The 16,917-nt window shown below is 64.4% G+C and carries 13 protein-coding genes and 1 pseudogene; 1 reads left to right on the top strand and 13 read right to left on the bottom strand.

Going from position 1 to position 16,917, the window contains the following annotated elements; all coding sequences use genetic code 11:
* Nucleotides 1-53: 53 nt before the first annotated feature.
* The 5 genes from fabI to BM374_RS23160 all read right to left on the bottom strand — a co-directional run bounded on the left by fabI (nucleotide 54) and on the right by BM374_RS23160 (nucleotide 6,420).
* Nucleotides 54-842 (bottom strand): enoyl-ACP reductase FabI, encoded by a 789-nt coding sequence (gene fabI / locus BM374_RS23180; RefSeq protein ID WP_092297148.1) that lies wholly within the window; start codon nucleotides 840-842, stop codon nucleotides 54-56.
* Nucleotides 839-2,053 carry an acetate/propionate family kinase gene (locus BM374_RS23175; protein WP_092297145.1) on the bottom strand — a complete coding sequence of 405 codons (1,215 nt, stop codon included), beginning with the start codon at nucleotides 2,051-2,053 and terminating at the stop codon, nucleotides 839-841. Before BM374_RS23175 ends, fabI begins: the two co-directional genes overlap by 4 nt.
* A 5-nt stretch (nucleotides 2,054-2,058) precedes the next feature.
* Nucleotides 2,059-3,015, bottom strand: a complete 957-nt coding sequence (locus BM374_RS23170) for a phosphate acetyltransferase (RefSeq protein WP_244552674.1) — start codon at nucleotides 3,013-3,015, stop codon at nucleotides 2,059-2,061.
* 29 nt (nucleotides 3,016-3,044) lie between these two features.
* The gene (locus tag BM374_RS23165; RefSeq protein WP_092297139.1) at nucleotides 3,045-5,261 is read right to left on the bottom strand and encodes a DUF3141 domain-containing protein; all 2,217 of its coding nucleotides are present in this window, start codon (nucleotides 5,259-5,261) and stop codon (nucleotides 3,045-3,047) included.
* 64 nt (nucleotides 5,262-5,325) lie between these two features.
* Nucleotides 5,326-6,420 carry an AI-2E family transporter gene (locus BM374_RS23160; protein WP_244552673.1) on the bottom strand — a complete coding sequence of 365 codons (1,095 nt, stop codon included), beginning with the start codon at nucleotides 6,418-6,420 and terminating at the stop codon, nucleotides 5,326-5,328.
* A gap of 148 nt (nucleotides 6,421-6,568) precedes the next feature.
* Here BM374_RS23160 and BM374_RS23155 point away from each other — a divergent pair, with 148 nt between their 5' ends.
* Nucleotides 6,569-7,090 (top strand): GNAT family N-acetyltransferase, encoded by a 522-nt coding sequence (locus BM374_RS23155; protein WP_092297136.1) that lies wholly within the window; start codon nucleotides 6,569-6,571, stop codon nucleotides 7,088-7,090.
* Nucleotides 7,091-7,538: 448 nt separating this feature from the next.
* Here BM374_RS23155 and BM374_RS23150 read toward each other — a convergent pair.
* The 8 genes and pseudogenes from BM374_RS23150 to BM374_RS23115 all read right to left on the bottom strand — a co-directional run.
* A pseudogene (locus tag BM374_RS23150) lies at nucleotides 7,539-8,414 on the bottom strand (terpene synthase family protein); the annotation flags it as partial.
* A complete protein-coding gene (locus BM374_RS23145; RefSeq protein WP_092297133.1) occupies nucleotides 8,411-9,961 on the bottom strand; it encodes a hypothetical protein in 1,551 nt (516 codons plus the stop codon). The pseudogene BM374_RS23150 and the gene BM374_RS23145, both read right to left, overlap by 4 nt.
* 283 nt (nucleotides 9,962-10,244) lie before the next feature.
* Nucleotides 10,245-11,234 (bottom strand): polyprenyl synthetase family protein, encoded by a 990-nt coding sequence (locus BM374_RS23140; RefSeq protein ID WP_177248511.1) that lies wholly within the window; start codon nucleotides 11,232-11,234, stop codon nucleotides 10,245-10,247.
* Nucleotides 11,235-11,365: 131 nt separating this feature from the next.
* Nucleotides 11,366-12,709, bottom strand: coding sequence for a cytochrome P450 (locus BM374_RS23135; protein WP_092297127.1), 1,344 nt, complete (start codon nucleotides 12,707-12,709; stop codon nucleotides 11,366-11,368).
* Nucleotides 12,709-13,554, bottom strand: coding sequence for an SDR family oxidoreductase (locus BM374_RS23130; RefSeq protein ID WP_092297124.1), 846 nt, complete (start codon nucleotides 13,552-13,554; stop codon nucleotides 12,709-12,711). Before BM374_RS23130 ends, BM374_RS23135 begins: the two co-directional genes overlap by 1 nt.
* Nucleotides 13,541-13,810 carry a ferredoxin gene (locus BM374_RS23125; protein WP_092297121.1) on the bottom strand — a complete coding sequence of 90 codons (270 nt, stop codon included), beginning with the start codon at nucleotides 13,808-13,810 and terminating at the stop codon, nucleotides 13,541-13,543. Before BM374_RS23125 ends, BM374_RS23130 begins: the two co-directional genes overlap by 14 nt.
* Nucleotide 13,811: 1 nt before the next feature.
* Entirely contained in the window at nucleotides 13,812-15,101 is a 1,290-nt protein-coding gene (locus BM374_RS23120) for a cytochrome P450 (RefSeq protein ID WP_092297118.1), read from the bottom strand.
* A gap of 92 nt (nucleotides 15,102-15,193) precedes the next feature.
* Nucleotides 15,194-16,396 (bottom strand): cytochrome P450, encoded by a 1,203-nt coding sequence (locus BM374_RS23115; RefSeq protein ID WP_092297115.1) that lies wholly within the window; start codon nucleotides 16,394-16,396, stop codon nucleotides 15,194-15,196.
* Nucleotides 16,397-16,917: the final 521 nt, after the last annotated feature.

Below are 16,917 nucleotides of genomic sequence, written 5' to 3'. Positions count from 1 at the left end.
CACTGCGAGGCGGATGGATCGGGCGTGCAAAGAAAGGCCAATGCGGCCGTCCCTCAATCGATGATGTGATAGCCGCCATCGATGTAGAGCACGCCGCCGGTGATCAGTCTGGCCCCGTCGAGCGCCAGGAAAGCGGTGGCATTGCCGACATCATCGATCGAGACGAGGCTGCGCGACGGCGCCTTGGATTGCGCCTTGTCCATCAGCTCGTCGAACTCGGGAATGCCTGAGGCTGCGCGCGTGGCGAGCGGACCCGGGGAGATCGCGTGCACACGGATGCCTTTGGGTCCGAGCTCCGCGGCAGCGTAGCGGACGGACGCCTCCAGCGCGGCCTTCGCCACGCCCATGATGTTGTAGTTCTCGACCACCATCTGGCTGCCGTAATAGGTCATCGTGAACAAGGTGCCGCCGTTCTTCATCAACGGCTCGGCCAGATGGGCCATCCGCAGAAACGACCAGCAAGAGACGTCCATGGTCTTGAGGAAGCCGTCGCGCCCGACGTCGACGACGCGGCCGTGCAGCGCCTCCTTGGGCGAAAAGGCGATCGAGTGAAGGAGGAAATCGAGCTGGCCCCACTCCTTCGCGATCCGCTCGAACACCTGCTCGGTCTGGCCCTCGACCATGACGTCGAGCGGCATGAAGATCGGCGCCTCCAGCGCCTGCGCCAGCGGTTCGACGTGCTTCTTGGCGCGGTCGTTGAGATAGGTGACGGCAAGCTCCGCGCCCAGCGCGCGAAACGCCCGGGCACACCCCCACGCGATTGATTGGTCGTTGGCGATGCCGACCACGAGGCCCTTCTTGCCCTTCAGCGCAACCTTGGTGTCCGGATAAACGGGAATCATGACGCCCTCGCTTGTTGGGGGTTGCTCGAAGGTCGGTTCATCAGCAGCGACAGAGTATGCTGCGCGATCATCAGCTCCTCGTCGGTCGGCACGACGTAGACCGGAACCCGGCTGTCCGGCCGCGAGATCAGCCGCGCGTGCTTGCCGTTTTCCGTGTGATCGAGACTAACCCCAAGCCAGCCGAGCTGTTCGGCCACGCGTTCGCGGATGGTTGCGGAGTTCTCCCCGATCCCGGCGGTGAAGACGAAGGCGTCGAGACCCTGCAAGGCGGCCGCGAGCATGCCGGCATTGAGGCCGAGCCGGTAGACGAAATAGTCGATGGCGAGCTTTGCCTTGGGATCCGCGCTCTTCTCGAGCTCGCGCATGTCGTTGCTGACGCCGGAGAGCCCCTTCAGGCCGCAGTCACGGTAGAGAAAATTCTGCACGTCGGAGGCTGGCATGCCTTTCTCGAAGATGAGATAGAGCACCACCCCGGGATCGATCTGGCCCGGCCGCGTGCCCATCGGCAATCCATCCAGCGCAGTGAAGCCCATCGTGCTTTCGACGCTTCGCCCCTCCCTTATCGCGCACATCGATGCGCCACTGCCGAGATGCGCAACGATGACACGACGCTTGGCCACCTCGGGGGCGATCTGCGGCAGGACCTTGGCGATATACTCGTAGGACAGTCCATGAAAGCCGTAGCGCCGCACGCCTTCGGCATGAAGCTGGTGCGGGATCGCGTAGTGATCGGCGACCGCAGCATGCGTGCGATGGAAGGCGGTATCGAAACAGGCGACCTGCGGCAGGGTGGGGAAATTGGCGAGCACCGAGCGGATGGGCGCCAGATTATGCGGCTGATGCAGTGGCGCGAGGCTGATGAACCGCTCCAGCCGGGCGATCACGCCGTGATCGACCATCACCGGACGGTCATAGTCCGGTCCGCCATGGACGACGCGATGTCCGAGCGCGATCGGATGAATGCGAAGCTCCTCCCTCAACCATTCGGCCGCAAGGCCCATCGCGGCCGGCACGTCGGCCACAGCTTCAATCGGGTAGGCCCGATCGGCCATGGGATCGCCGCCCGCGCCGCTGGCGCGCAGCCGCGGCCGGCTGCCGATGCCATCGATCTGGCCCTTGATCTGCCGTCGCAGCCTGCCCTCGCCCTCGATCGAGAAGACCTGGAATTTGACACTGGAGGAGCCGGCATTGACGACGAGGATGGTGTCCATGGCACTCACGCGGCAATGGTTGGCGAATGCTGACGTCGTCCGTGGGCGTAGAGTGCGGCCACCGCACAGGACGCGATCCGCGCCCGCGGGCTGTCGGCGCGCGAGGTGAGCACGATTGGTACGCGGGCGCCGAGCACGATGCCGGCGCCGTCGGCCTTGGCGAAATAAGCGAGATTCTTCGCCAGCATGTTGCCGGCTTCGAGATCGGGAACGACCAGGATCTGCGCGCGGCCTGCGACCTCGGATGTGATGCCCTTGATCTGCGCCGCCTGCGGATCGATGGCGTTGTCGAAAGCCAGCGGCCCGTCAAGCAAGCCGCCAGTGATCTGACCGCGATCGGCCATCTTGCAAAGCGCCGCCGCCTCGATCGTCGACGGGATTTTCGATGTCACGGTCTCGACCGCCGACAGGATCGCGACCCGCGGCAGCTTGCCGAAGCCTGTCTGCGTGTAGAGATCGATGGCGTTCTGGATGATGTCGCGCTTGGCATCGAGGTCGGGGAAGATGTTGATGGCCGCGTCCGTGACGAAGATCGTCTCGGCATAGGCTGGGACGTCCATGACGAAGACATGGCTGATGCGGCGGTCGGTGCGAAGACCTCCGACCTTCGCCGTCACGGCCCGCATCAGCTCGTCGGTATGCAGGCTGCCCTTCATCAGCATCTCGCCGCGAGCGGCGTGAATCAGCTCCACCCCCTTCGCGGCGGAGTCGTCACTATGGGCGGCGTCGACGATTTCGAAGCCTGCAATGTCGAGACCGAACTTCTTCGCCGTGTCGCTGATCTTGCCAGCCGGGCCGACCAGGATCGGCTTGATGATGCCTCCTTGCGCGCTATCCGCGGCTCCGCGCAACGAGGTTTCGTCGCAAGGGTGCACCACGACCGTGGGAACCGCCGGCAACGCTTTCGCCGCGGCGATCAGCCGATCGTACTTGCTGGGAGAGTGTCCTGCGTCTGTCGGCATCATATTGCTCCCAGTTTGCGCGCCTGCTGTTACGATGCTCTTGCCTTTGGATCGAAAGGGGCGACGTTCGATGGCGCCTCCTCCTCGACGCCGAACAATGCGACGATGCGCTGGAGTCGCCTCGCCCGCTCACCCGTGATCTCGCCACTGGCCGACAGCACGCTGCGCATGGCGACAAGAACGGCACGCCGCTGGTTCATGTCCTCCGGCAACATCCTGGGAATCGCAGCAAGGGCCGCCTCCTGATCGAGCAGCAGAATGAAGAACTGCTCGCGCACCAGCATCTTGAACTCGGCAAGCGTCAATTGCGGGCCGCTATGCTCGCGGCGAACCTGCCGCAGCGCCTCGATGCTGCGCTCATCGACCATTCCGCGCGCCGAGCCGATATAGAGCAGGCTGCGAAGGCTCGCCTCCCGAAGACTTCCCTCGCTGATCTTCGATTTCAGCTCGGCAATTCTCTTGTCCAGCATCACGCGATGCTCCGCCGACATCTCACGCCGGCGCGACGGTTCTGAGTTCGGATCGATCCCGAGCGCGGTCTGCAGCGCCGGCGAGCCGTAGACGTTGAGGAAGACCATCTCGCTGAGTGCTTCGGTGGCATCGCGCCAGCTATCGAGCGCATGAACGATCTGCCTGGACATCTGCTCCTGGAAAGCGAGGAACGGGTTGTCCTTGGAGACCGGCTTGCGGTTGTCCTCGATCCCGTCGGCGACCGACTTCACCGCTGACATCAAGGGATTCTTGCTGCTGAAGGCCTCGTACTGGAGCCGCAGGGGATGCAGATGGCGCATCGTCTCCGCCATCTCGGGCGTCACCATCTTCCTGATCCAGGGCTGAACGATTTTCCGATAAGCGGCGAGGTTGATCTCCGACACCCGCTTGGCGGCCGCGAACCGCCGCTCGTCCTCGGGCGAATTGCCGCCCATCGCCCGGATGTCGTCCAGCGTCCGCGCCTCGCAGCGCATCACCCAATTGCCCAACGCGAGATCGGCGTTGGTCGTGTCGGTGCCCCTGGCCTCGAATGTGGCTTCATAGAGTCCGGGCGGCAACACATCGATCAGATCGATGTTCTCAGAGAATTCGGCATGTTCTTTTTTCGCGACACCGCCGGATACGAAGATGCCGAGATGGCCGACGCTTTCGTGAACGGTGTAGACGATGGTCTGGCCGTAGGCTCTGATCTCGTCCACGTCGGCGTAGCAATCGAGGATCCAGCCGAGCGCCTGCTGCGGCGGGGTGATGTTGTCGCCTTTCGAGCAGAACACCACGATGGGCGAGCGGATGTTGCGCAGATCCACCTTCCGCCCGTCGGACATTTCGATCTTGCCGGCGGCGAGGTTGTTGCCGACGAACAACTCGTCGACGATGAACTGGATCTCCTCGGCGTTGAGATTGACGTGCCCGCCCCACCAGCGCTCGAATTCCAGATAGCGGTCGGCCTCGCTGTCGGCTTTGGAATAGACGTTGTATTGCTTGGTCCAGAGCGTGTTCGAGGGATTCTGGTTCTCGAAGTTCTGCACCAGCCAGGCGCCGTCGAACTTGCCGCCGCCGAGATCGCTGGCGAACGCAGTCAGCCAGCTGCCGCCGAGCAGGCCGCCCGAATAGCGCATTGGATATTTGCCATGCACGCCGGCCCAGTAGGCGAGCGGCGCGCCCGCGATGATCAGCGGCCCGAACAGCTCCGGCCGTAGCGAGGCGAGGATCATGACAGCCCAGCCGGCCTGGCAATTGCCGATGACGCAGGGCTTGCCGTCGGCCCTGGGATGAAGGCTGATGACTTTTTCGATGAACAGCGCCTCGGCCCGCGCGATGCGCTCGATGGTTTGTCCCGGCATCGGTTCCGGCAGGAAGCCGATGAAATAACAGGGATGGCCCGCTTTCAACGCCACCCCGATCTCGCTGTCCGCCTTGAAGCCGCCGATGCCGGGTCCATGACCGGCGCGCGGGTCGACAACGATGAACGGCCGACGTTCGAGATCGATCTCGACGCCCTTGGGCGGAATGATGCGCACCAAGGCATAATTCACCGGGTCGTCCAACTTGCGGCCGTCGATGATTAATTCTGCGGCATATTGCAAAACGTGCGGCGCTGTTTTCGCGACATGCTCATTATATTGATCGCCGCGCCGGCGCATGATGTCCAGAAACAGCACGCTGCGCTGTCCAGCATCGATCATGTATTCGACCGCGGAGGAGACGAGCCCGGATAGCGGGCCGCCCGGCAACACTGGAGTTTCCATCGACATGTTCGACCCTCGCTCGCCTCTTTGCCCATACAAAGCGCGCTGCGCTGCGGGACGTTGATTTAGGTCAACAGGTCAAGCTTTCGCGATTCACGTCCGGCGCGGCGCGATCGAGGCGGATCCAGGCGACCGTCAGCTCCCAAACCACCGAGAGGATGATCGGCCCGATGAAGAGGCCGACCAGGCCATGCGCCAGCGTGCCGCCAATCACGCCGATCAGGATGACCAAGGTCGGTGTAGTCAGCCCGCGCCCCATCACCAGCGGCTTCAAGATGTTGTCGAGAACGCTGACGACGCCCAGGAAAAGCGTCAGCAAAAGTGCCGTAGTGAAATCCTTCGCAGTCCAGATCCAGATGATCACGGGCAGCATCACGATCGCGCCACCGATCTGCACGATTGACAGCAGCAGCACGATCAAAGCCAGAAGCCCGGCGATCGGAATGCCCGCCACCTTGAAGCCGATGCCGGCGAGCAAAGCCTGGATCACCGCGATGCCGATCACGCCCTGTGCGACCGCGCGGATGGTTGCGCCGGCGAGATCCAGGAAGTGCTCCGTCTGCTCCGGCACGACTCGCGACAGGAAGCCCCTGCCCGCGGCCACGAGATGTTGCCCGTAGGGGAACATCAGACCGGCCACGGCGACCGAGAGCAGAAACTTGATCGCGCCGACACCGGCGTCGCCGGCAAGTCCGAGCAGCGTGCCGGCGAGCGGCTTCAGATAAGGTGCAACCTGGCGCAACACCGAGCGAATATTGGTCGATGCCTGCTCCCAGAGATCATGAAGTTGGGGTCCGACCAGGGGCCAACTCCGGATGCTGTCGGGAGGCGACGGAATCAGGATGTCGCCGGCGGCGAGCTGCCCGGCAAAATCCTTGACCCCGTCGACCGCACCTAGGCCGAGCCAGGTCGCCGGCCCGATGAGAATTGCGAGATTGATCGCAGTGAGAAGTCCCGCCGCGAGCTTCGGGCGGCCGCCGAGAGCTTTGGCGAGCAGGACGAAGACCGGATTGAGCGCGACCGCGAGCACAATGGCCCAGGCGAGGATCGTCACGAACGGACGGATCAGGATGACGGTCCAGATGATCAGCAGGCCAAGCAGGCTGAGGCGGACCATCAGCTGGATCATGTCCTCCCCGGTCACGAGCTGGCGGAGTGTCTTCACGGCCGGGCCCTTGATCTCGTTGCGCCGCGCAGGCGATCCGTAACCCTAGCTGGAGCGTTTCCAGGGCGATCTTGATCCAGATCAACCGATCGCAGGCGGACGAGAGGCCTGATCCGGACACAGCTTGGACCCAGAGAGAGCGCTTCGATTGTCGGCGGTCGCGAACTACAGTGTACGGGAGCTCTTGCGCGACGGCAGCGCGATAGAAATCCGCGCGCTACGGCCGAAGGACGAGGCCGGCATGCTGAGCGCGATTGAGCAGACAGGCGCGCAATCGCTCCAGCGGCGGTTCTTCGCGATGAAACGTCACTTCTCCGATAGAGAACGCGCCTTCTTCATGGATGTCGACTTTCACGATCATGTCGCATTGGTCGCGACGGCCGAGCAGTCGGGCCGCAACCTGATGGTCGGGGCCGGGCGCTACGTGGTCTTCGAGCCGGGGCGGGCCGAGCTGGCCTTCCTGGTCATCGATGCCTGGCAAGGACGCGGGATCGGCTCGCTGCTGATGCAGCATCTCGTCAATCTCGCGCGCGCCGCCGCGCTCCGGGAATTGACTGCTGAAGTCCTGCCCGAGAATGTCCCGATGCTCGGCGTGTTCGGCAAATTCGGTTTTAAGCCAGGCGCAAGTGCTGACCGGCATACCATCCACTTGGCCCTGAAGCTCGTTTAGAGACCAACGTTTTGTTGGTAGCGGGGGAGCGCTACCGCCTTTCCCCACACCAGCCGAACTTACGATACCTGATCCAATCTTACGCCTGAGGCAATATCTGAGGTCTGCAATACGCGGAACTCTATAGGCCTAGAGGCCTACTTCGAAGGTCCGCGAGCCTCAGTATCAAGCTAGAAGCTAAAATCGAAAGATCAAACCGTAGCGCATGTTCGTCGCCGTCAAAAAGAGGCATATTCACGCCTTGACCGATGGTCGTCCCCGCACGAAAAAGGTCACACGTTCGGATCGTTTCGCTGATCCAGCACGGTGTCCACATGATGGGCTTTGCGCCGGCTTAGGGCGGTGTCGCTCATGCTCGTTCAATCCGTTCATCGGGCGAGGGCGTTGAGTAGGACCGCGGCAGCGCGCGCACGCCGCCGCCTCCTGCGCGTTCAGGCCAGCGAACGATGCCCTGCCCCGCGGAGTCGCTGCGGTACCTGCTGGGTGAGGTCTGGTAGTACTCCGCGCAGATGGCCGCCATAGCCTCGATCAACGATTGCCAGGGCGCCGGGAAGCGTTCCTCCGCCATCACCCGGTGCAGCATGCGCGTATAGCCGGCCAGCTCGTCCTCAAGGAACTTCACAACAGGCATAGCTGGATAGCGCTGCAGCAGCAGGACCACCGCGTTATCGGGCTCGCCGGCCGAACTGTCCTTGTCGCATCCATGCAGATCGTTCTGCAGGCGCCCTATCGCCGAGATGAGCCGCAGGACCTGCCGAAACGCCGGGCGCGCGCGCAACGTTGCGATGTCCAGCCCCCACAGCAACGACAGGCAACAGAACACGTTCGCGTAGGCGATCGAAACGATGCCATTGTGCAGGTACTCGGCGTAGGACCAGCGTTCCGCCTGTGCGTGTCCGGCGCGCAGCGCCGCGCAGTAGCACTGGGTGTCCTTCAGAAGCTGCGCATAATCGCGACGATGGTAGGCGAGCGCCGCCAGCGAAGCACGTTGCACGGCGCAGCCCTCGAATCCGGGAAGCGCGCACGGCTCGCCCTGCCCTACCGCCTGCTCTACCGCGGAGAGCTGCTCAGGCGCGATCAGGCCAAGATCATTGCAGTCGTCGAGCCAGAACAGCAGCGCCAATTCGCGATAGAACGCCACAATCAGCGTTTCGTCCTGCGGATGGCGACCGGTGCGGGCGCTGATGTCGCGCAGGCCCCGGTGGATGCTCTGCAGGATGTACCGGCCGCCCCTGACCGCTTCCACAGCATGCTCCTCGGCGAACCCGGTCAGGGACCGTCCCCACTTTAGCACGTGTTGCAGCGCGCGGTCGGTCTGGATCATTGCATCGCTCCTGCTCCTTCGCCCAGTACACGCCGACCCCACCGAAGCGCCAGCCACAACCCGGCGAGTTCAGCCACCCGCACGACCCGAGTGGGGCAATACAGTTCCTTGCCGATCCACAGCGGCGTCTGCGGCAATGCATGCGCAGCATGGCGGACGAGCATCCACTCCAGCGCACGCGCCACCGCCTGCGCGATGCGTTGGCGCTCTGTCGCCTCTTGGTTCCGGTCCATCACGTGCAACGCGAACAGCGCATAGGCGGTTTCTTCAAAAGTGGACGTCCGACCAGTGCCCCAGCCGCCGTCGTGACGCTGGGCCTGCAGCAGCGCCGCTAGCGCGCGCTCGTCGCGCCACTGGGGCTTGCCTTGCGCCAGCGCAGCGATCGCGTGCGCGGTGGGATACAGCCACGAAACGTGCCATTTTTCGTTGCTCCATGCCCCCCGCGGACTACGATTGGCCTCAACGTACGCGCAGGTGGTCGAGGAGGGCTTGCCCAACAGACGCAGCGCATGGAGCGCATGGATGTTGGTTGACACCGAGGCATTACGCTCGCCGGGAAAGGTCACGAAATGCTCGCCGCTTTCGAAACTGCGCAAGGCATCGACAGCCGGGTCGCGGCCCGCAAGGTGCAGGACGCACAACGCAACGGCGGTGTCGTCCGCATCAGGCGCGAAGTACAAGGCCGGGCCCAAACCACGCACGCTCAGACGGGTTTCGAGCTGCGCGACGATCACGCGGACGGCCTCGGCGAGCGCGGGATGCGCGAATAGCCCGGCGAGATGCAGTGTGTACAGCGATGAGCATGGTTCGAACACATTGATAGGCCAGACGTTCGGAACGACACCTTCGATGTCGCAGCGCGTTGCGCGCGAGGCCGTCTGCAGATAGCCATCGGCGCGCGCGACGTTCGGCGCGCTCCCCTGTATCAGGGCGTGCGCACGCCACGCGGCAGTCGCCGCCGGACTGATGCCGATGCTGCCGTCGTCATCCGGGCATGCGGTGCTGGGCGATGTCCCCCAGGCCTCCCAAGAGTGTAGCATCGGATGGCCGCTCGGTAACATCGCCCCTGCCGCTAGCTCGGCCAAGCGGGCTTGCCGTAACGGCAATAGCGCTGGATGGCGCGGAAAACCTACGTCGCCCAGCAAGGATGCGGCCTCGCCGCAAAACTGCGGCAGGATCAGCTCCGCGCCGATCGGCGCGTCTTCCGGGACCGCATCCACGTAGGGATCGGGCTCGCGCTGGAGGAAACGGGTCGCAGCCTGGAGTGCGTCGGCAGCACCGAGGAGAGGATCAGCGCGCTGCAATGCCAGCAATGCCGCCCAGGTGGGCGTATGCCGGAACAGCGGGAAGTCCGCGCTTCCCCATCCACCGTCGGCCTGCTGCTGCGCGATGAGCCACGCGTATGCTTCTTCCCGACCGGTGAGGATGCCGTAGAAGCGCAGCGCTTGCGCCGTGTCGTAGACGGACGGACCGACACTGCCGCCATCGCTCATTTCGCAAAGCAGGCGGCGCAATTCGGAAAGGATCTGCTCGGACAGCGCGTTCACGAAGGAAGTTCCTTTTGCAGAAGGATAACGAGAACCGGGATTCGGCGGTTGCCCCGCATGTCGCCGGAGGCAGGTCGCATAGGGGCGCCAGACAGCCGCCCTGCTGCGGCTCGACGACGCGCCCCGATGCTCGCTACGGTCCGCCGCATAGGGCTGGGCACGGTGCGCCCCACGGCCGGCAACCGCCGCAATCGGCGCCGCGGACTCGGACACAGTGCAGCATGCACGGCTGTCGCCGGGAAATCGCAGAGCGGCACCGCGCTGGGTCGATGCGGAGGGGCGTTCAAGCGCATGGCACGTGCTGGAAGAGATACCCGTTGACCCGCCGTACGAGTTGCGCCAGCCGTTCCGCGCGCGGCCCCAGGAGCGCGATTGCCTCCCCAGCATCGCGCAACAGATCCAGCGCGAACTGACGTGCTGCCTGCAGTCCCATGATCGACGCGCAGGTCGGCTTCTGTGCCGCCGCATCCTTGCCGGCGGTCTTGCCCAGTGTAGCGGTATCCACCGTTACGTCGAGAATGTCGTCGATCACTTGCAAAGCCAGGCCGAAACAGGCGCTGTAGCGATCGAGCGCACGGTATAGCACAGCGTGCGCAGCATCCTCCGGGACAGCACATAGTGCGCCCATGCGAACGGATGCGCGGACGAGAGCCCCGCTCTTCATCCGGTGCATCGCCACGATCCTGTCTAGCTCGACGTGCTTTCCAACCAGCGACAGATCCATGGCCTGCCCGCCTGCGGCACCTTCGGCTGACACCGCCTGCGCCAGTTCGCGCACGAGCGCGATACGGTTGTCGCCCGGCGCATTCAGGCCCGCCAGGGTCAGAAAGGCGTGCGCCTGCAGAGCATCGCCGACGAGGATCGCAGTTGCTTCGCCGAACTTGACGTGCACGGTCGGAAGGCCGCGACGAAGCACGTCGTCGTCCATCGCGGGCAGATCGTCGTGGACCAGGGTACACGCGTGCATCATCTCGAGGGCGGCGCCGACGTCATCGAGCATGTGCGCCGGCCTGCCGGCCAATGCGCCGGCTGCCAGACATAGCAAGGCGCGAGTGCGCTTCCCGCCATGCAAGGTGGCGTAGCGCATCGCCGCCATCAGCTCGGTCTCACTGTCATGTTCGGAGCAGAGAAGACGCGCCAGCACCTGTTCGACCCGCTTTGCGCCGTCCTGCATCCAGATCTCGGACTGCAGCTCGCCGTGCACCTGCGTGCCCAATCCGCGGAACGCAGAGTCTCGAGTGTTGTCGTCCCGTGGCGTGTATCCGGTCCGCATGTTGTTCACGTCCTTGTCCTAAACAGGCGAGTCGCCGAGGTATTGTCGGCATCGCATCATGCCGCGCCGGGTGCAGCAATGCCGCGCAGCGCTGATGCCGACGCCTCGGCAAAGGGGCGTGCGATGCCACCTCATGAAAATCCGATCCGGATGTTCATGGACGGATGCGCGGTCGGGTAATAGCGCCGGCTTTTTTCGGCGTCGCTCAGCAATCGCGGCCGCGCCCCGCTCTCGTGCATTGTCAGCGCCAAGGCGATGCAGAACTGCACCAGTTCTAGCCACGCCAGGTGGTAGCCCATGCAAACGTGTGGGCCGCTACCGAACTGCAGCATGTCTACCGGCCGGATCGGCTCCGTGCGTTCCAGCCAGCGCGCCAGACGAAACTGAGCGGGCGCTTCGTGCAGCAGTGCCGAGGTCGAGAAATGCAGCAGCGGGATGCACAGATCGGTGCCCGCGGGAATGCGCCGTCGGCCGAGTCGCAATTCACGCAGTGCGCGACGCACCAGGAGGGGCGTCGCCGGATGCAGGCGCAGCGTCTCGCGGAACAGCGCCTCAGTGACGGGACACTGCGCCAAGTCCGCGTGCCGGGTCGGCACCGCGCCCACGCGTTGCGCCTCCTCGACCAGAGCGTCCCACAGCCCAGGCTGCCGCGCCAGCTCGATCACGATCCAGGCCATCGTCGAGGCGGTGGTTTCGTGGCCACCAAGCAGCAGCAAGCGGATATTTGCGACGAGGATCTGATCGGACAGCGCACCGACGCTGCGATCAAAGGCGCTCACCAGGTCGTTGATCAACCCCGTGCGCGCGGCATGTTCGCGTGCGTCGCGAATGAACTCGCGCAACCGCGCATCGATCCAGTCGCGCGCGGCGCGGCCGCGCCGCAAGGGTAGTCCGGGCAGGTCGAGCGGAGGCGCGACGATCAGCTGCAGCAGTTGCCGGTACTTGCGATGCCATTCCGGCAGGTCCTGCGTCGGGATTCCCATGAGGCTGAAGATAAGCTTGAGCGTCAGATCCCCGGTTTCGCGCAGGATGTTTACATCGCCGCGGTCGCGCCACCTCTGCACCCGGGCCCGGATGACGGGCGCAAACAGCTCTCCAATGCCGGCGTGGGTCAGCCCGGTGGGCAGAAACGCTGCCTGGATCGCACCGCGGGCCTGCCGGTGCGCGCCGCCGTCCTGGGTAACCAACGTTCCAGCAAACAATTCGGGCGCGATATCTTCGATCAGCGCGGAGGACACGTCCTTGTGCCGGAGCAGCGCGATCGCATCCGAATCCAGACAGGTCACCATATGTCCGGCAGGGCCGAAATCCAGCCAAAAATGGCTGCCCAGCGTCCGTTCCGCGCGCCGCAGCAGGCGCGGCAGGTCCCAGATGATGGCGGGAAGGTGCCCGACCAGGGGGAAAGCGCCGGGCACGACCGGGATGTCGTGCCTCAACTGATCTCGGCGGTTCAGCGGGTTGAGTAGCATGTACATCAGTAGCGCGGCGACTGAGCGGCTTCGGCGGTCTCGCCGGAAGACCGCGCGGAAAGACTGTTCCCCCCGTCGGCGTACGTCGGCACATGCGCCAGCATGCCGCCATCAATGCAGACGACCTGCCCGGTGATGAACGCAGCATCCTCGGAGAGCAGGAACGCCACGAGCGCGGCCACGTCTTCGGGGCGGCCGACTCGCGGCAGGAGCTGGTGCCTGCGCAGATGCCGTTGCATGCACTCGTCCAGCTTGGCCACGAGACGCTCGGTCATGATGAGACCGGGAGCAACCGCGTTGCAGCGGATCTGCGCATGACCGTACTGGGTGGCGAGCGAAGCCGATACCATGTTCATCGCCGCCTTCGATGCGGCGTAGGACGTTAGCGCGGTGTCACCGCTGAGCCCCTGACAAGACGACATGTTGACGATTGCGCCACCGCCGCGAACGATCATCCCTGGGATGGCTTGCCGGCAGCAGAGCAATGTGCCGCGTAGATTGGTCGCCATAGTCTCATCCCAGACCGCCAGGTCCAGGTCGAGGATCGCGCGGTCGCGCAGAGTTAGATGCATGGCGCTCGCGTTGTTCACCAGCAGGTCGACCCCGCCGAAGTGCCGATCCGCCCTCTCGAACAGCGCTGCCACAGCCTGCGCCTCGGCGATGTCTATGGCCAGAGCCAGCGCGTGGCCCGCCTCGGCCGCGATTTGCGCGGTACACGCCGCGGCCGCCGAGCCATCGATGTCGGCAACCACCACTCTACCGCCCTCGCGCGCGATCGCGAGGGCGCATGCCTTACCGATACCAGCGCCGGCCCCGGTCACCACGGCCACCTTTCCTTCAAACCGTCCCATCGTGCCTTCCATTGCGTTGGTGTCCTGTGGCATGCCGCTCGGCGTCGTCATCGCCAGCTTCGCTTTCGATGACCCGAATAGCGGCGACCGGGCACTGGTTGGCCGCTAGCCGCACGGCGGCGTGCAGCGCCTGCGGAATTGGCCCCCCGCAAACTTCGACCACACCATCCGGTGTGCGCTGGCGGAAGGTGCCCGGCAGGGTCAGAACGCATTGGCCGCTGGTTCCGCACAGATCCTGGTCGACCACGACGCGCATCTCAGACTCCGAATGTTTGCAGCCGCACCGGCAGAGCGCGGAACGTCCTGAGGAATGCGGAGGGTTCGCGAGTCGGCTGCTCGGCCAAAGCCAGCGTGGGGAAGCGCGCCTGGATCCGCGGCAGGCTTTCGGCCAACTGGACCCGGGCCAGTTGCGCGCCAAGGCAGAAGTGAATGCCGTGGCCAAAGCTCAGCATGATCTTCCCGTCGGTCGACAGGCCGGGACTGGTGCCGTAGAATCTCGCGGGATCGAATCGGTCAGGATCGGCAAAGGCGTCCGGGTCGCGATTGCCGGACGCGATCAGCACGCGCACGTCCGAGTTCTTCGGGATCACCACGCCGCCTAGTTCGATGTCGTGTTGGGCGATACGCGGAACGGAGCTGAACATGGCGGGGGCGTCGTAGCGTAGGACTTCTTCGACGAATGCCTTGACCCCTATGGCGTCTGCCTGCAGCCAGTGCCGCTGTTCGGGATACGCCAGCATCGCCAGGACCGCATGGTCGATTGTTGCAGCAGTTGTGGCGAAGCCGCCCAGCAGCATGCCCCACAGCATGCTGACCAACTCCGCATCCGACAATGTGTCGGCGTCATCGTCATGTGCGCCGACCAACATCGACACGATGTCGTGGCAGGGAGCGACGCGCTTGAGCTGAATGAGCCCCCCGAAGTAGACCCTCACTTTGGCACTGGCCGCGTCCGCGGCGGCGAGCTGGGGATCGCTGGCGTGCGGGCTCAGGCCCTCCAGAATGGCGCCGATGCCAGCGCCGAGATTAAACATGTCGTTTTGGGGCATGCCAAACATTTCGGCGAAGACCAGCATGGGCAAGGCCAGCGCGAATTCCCGATGAAGGTCCACGGTCTCCCCTCGTTCCAACGCTTGCGCCATGCAATCGAGGCGCGCCGCGACGATGCGCGAGATACTCGGCCGCAGGTTGTCGATCTGGAGCATGGTGAAATGGCGCGAGATCAGACGGCGCAGACGCGTGTGGGTCGGTGGGTCCTTCATCGCTAGCGTGGAGGCCAGCAGATTAAGCGACAGGCTGGCCGCCGCATGCGGAAAATAGCGCGCCAATTCTTCAAGCGAGGGTCCCCTGAACGCATCGCCCGTAGCCTTAAGCGCCCAGTAGATGTCGGCGTGGCGGCTCAACAGAAAGCGGCCCGACGCCGCGCGATGCACTGGATCATGCTCGCGCAACCACCGCATGAACGGATACGGGTCGTGGATCCACGCGGGCGACGCCAGTTCGGCGAAGGCATCCCGGCATTCAGCCGTGACTTCTTTCACGTCCATCTTAGTTACCTGTTGGCTGGCTGATCTGACCCGTACGCGGCCGCGCGTCGACAAATCGCGGAGACGATCGCATCCCCAGCGGCGTCCGCACATCACCAGAGCACTGGGAACTCCTCGAAGCCTCCAGTGATGATCTCCTTGCGCAACTTCAGTTCTTCGGGCGCTACAGCCAGGCGCAGCGCGGGAAAGCGCTGGAAGATCGAATCGAAAACCGCCTTGAGTTCCAGCCTGGCCAGCGCCGCGCCGATGCAGGAATGCGGCCCGTGGGAGAACGCCAGGTGCGGGTTTTCCTGGCGTCCGACATCGAAGATTTCCGGCTCGTCGAAATGGCGCGGATCGAACGACGTTGCCGGCAGGCCAACCAGCACCTTGCTCTCGGCGGGAATATGCACGCCGGCGATGGTCACGTCAGTCTTCGGATAGCGCATGATACCGTCCCAGCCCGCGCCCGGCGGGTACATTCGCAGGATTTCCTCCACCGCCCTGTCCACCAGGGATGGATCGCCGACCAGGCGTTCGCGCTGTTGCGGATGGCGGAACATGGCAAGCAGGCCGCATTCGATTTGCGCAACGGTGCTCTCGTGCCCCGCCACCAGCATGCCTGCCGCCAGCCCGATCGCTTCTTCCTCGGTCGCCTTGCCCTGATCGACGGCCGTGAGCAGATCAGTCAGCAGGTTGTCGCCCGGATCCTGGCGCTTGTGCCGCATCTTGTCGCGAATGTAGGCGCGCAGTTCTTCCCAGGCCAAGCGCGACGCGCTGCGTGGGCCGCTTTCATGCTGGTGCGTCATCACCTCGTCGGACAGGCGAGCGAAAAAGGCGTGATCCTCGTAGAGCACGCCCATCAGGGCGCTGATGACCATGGCCGGAAGCGGAAACGAGAGGTGGCGCCGCAAGTCGGCGGGCTGGCTCTGGGCCGCCAAGTTCTCGAACAACTGCGCAGCGATCGCCTCGACATGCGGCGCCAGCAGCTTCACCCTGCGGCTGCTGAAGGCCGGCGCGATTAGCGTGCGTAACCGGGCATGCTCGCCCCCTTCGTGCGAGACGAGCCACCCCGGCGAACCGAGAATCACCGAATCCGGGGTGAACGCCCTCGGCGGCATTCCCGCCGGCCGGAACGCCGCGTCGGACAGCGCCGCCTTGGCCTCGTCGTAGCCTGTCACCCACCAGCCTTCGTGCCCGGACGGGAAACGCACGCGGTGGATCGGACCGTTGTCACGTAGCGCCAACATCTCGGGCGAGGGCTCAATTTGATCGACGCGCCACATCGGCAGCATCGGCAGGGGTTGTTCGGACACAGTGGCACTTCACTCTCTGGAAGGGCGGAAAGCGACCGCATGGCGTTGTAGTCACCGGCGTGCGTGGGCTTGCGTTCACTTCTGTTCGTAGATGATGATCGGCGGGGAACGCGACCGAATCCTAGGGCCTCAAGTTGGCTTAGCCAGCTACCGAATCTTGTAGTAGCCCCCTAAGCTAAGCGCCTAGTGACGCAATGATATGCGGAAACTCTGTCGCCAACGCTGCCATACGGAAACCTATTTGAGATGGGTACCCGCCTATGGTTGGCCTCATGCCCGTCTCAAAACACGGGCCTGCAGCGCGATGCGCTGCTCGGCTCGCGATCGTGACCTCGCTCAAGGACAATGGGGTGGCGTTCCGCTCGCTGACCGAGAACCTGCACGCAGGATGCCCTCGGCGAATCCCTGTTCCGGGTACGGCGCCCTCGCGCAGTATGAGCGCGCTTTAATCCAGGAGCGTGTTGCAAGCCACTTGCGCACGTTCGCGTTGGTACCCGTGCCAAACTCGCGAAGCGCGTTCT

This window comes from Bradyrhizobium sp. Ghvi (assembly GCF_900115265.1).
Taxonomy (GTDB): domain Bacteria; phylum Pseudomonadota; class Alphaproteobacteria; order Rhizobiales; family Xanthobacteraceae; genus Bradyrhizobium.
Note: the sequence above shows the minus strand (reverse complement) of the source record. Positions and strands in the feature narration are given on the sequence as shown.

Bases quoted from the DNA above. Each gene is read 5' to 3' on its own strand.
- fabI (WP_092297148.1), bottom strand. From the start codon at position 842: ATGATTCCCGTTTATCCGGACACCAAGGTTGCGCTGAAGGGCAAGAAG.
- BM374_RS23175 (WP_092297145.1), bottom strand. From the start codon at position 2,053: ATGGACACCATCCTCGTCGTCAATGCCGGCTCCTCCAGTGTCAAATTC.
- BM374_RS23170 (WP_244552674.1), bottom strand. From the start codon at position 3,015: ATGCCGACAGACGCAGGACACTCTCCCAGCAAGTACGATCGGCTGATC.
- BM374_RS23165 (WP_092297139.1), bottom strand. From the start codon at position 5,261: ATGTCGATGGAAACTCCAGTGTTGCCGGGCGGCCCGCTATCCGGGCTC.
- BM374_RS23140 (WP_177248511.1), bottom strand. From the start codon at position 11,234: ATGCGGACCGGATACACGCCACGGGACGACAACACTCGAGACTCTGCG.
- BM374_RS23135 (WP_092297127.1), bottom strand. From the start codon at position 12,709: ATGTACATGCTACTCAACCCGCTGAACCGCCGAGATCAGTTGAGGCAC.
- BM374_RS23130 (WP_092297124.1), bottom strand. From the start codon at position 13,554: ATGGGACGGTTTGAAGGAAAGGTGGCCGTGGTGACCGGGGCCGGCGCT.
- BM374_RS23125 (WP_092297121.1), bottom strand. From the start codon at position 13,810: ATGCGCGTCGTGGTCGACCAGGATCTGTGCGGAACCAGCGGCCAATGC.
- BM374_RS23120 (WP_092297118.1), bottom strand. From the start codon at position 15,101: ATGGACGTGAAAGAAGTCACGGCTGAATGCCGGGATGCCTTCGCCGAA.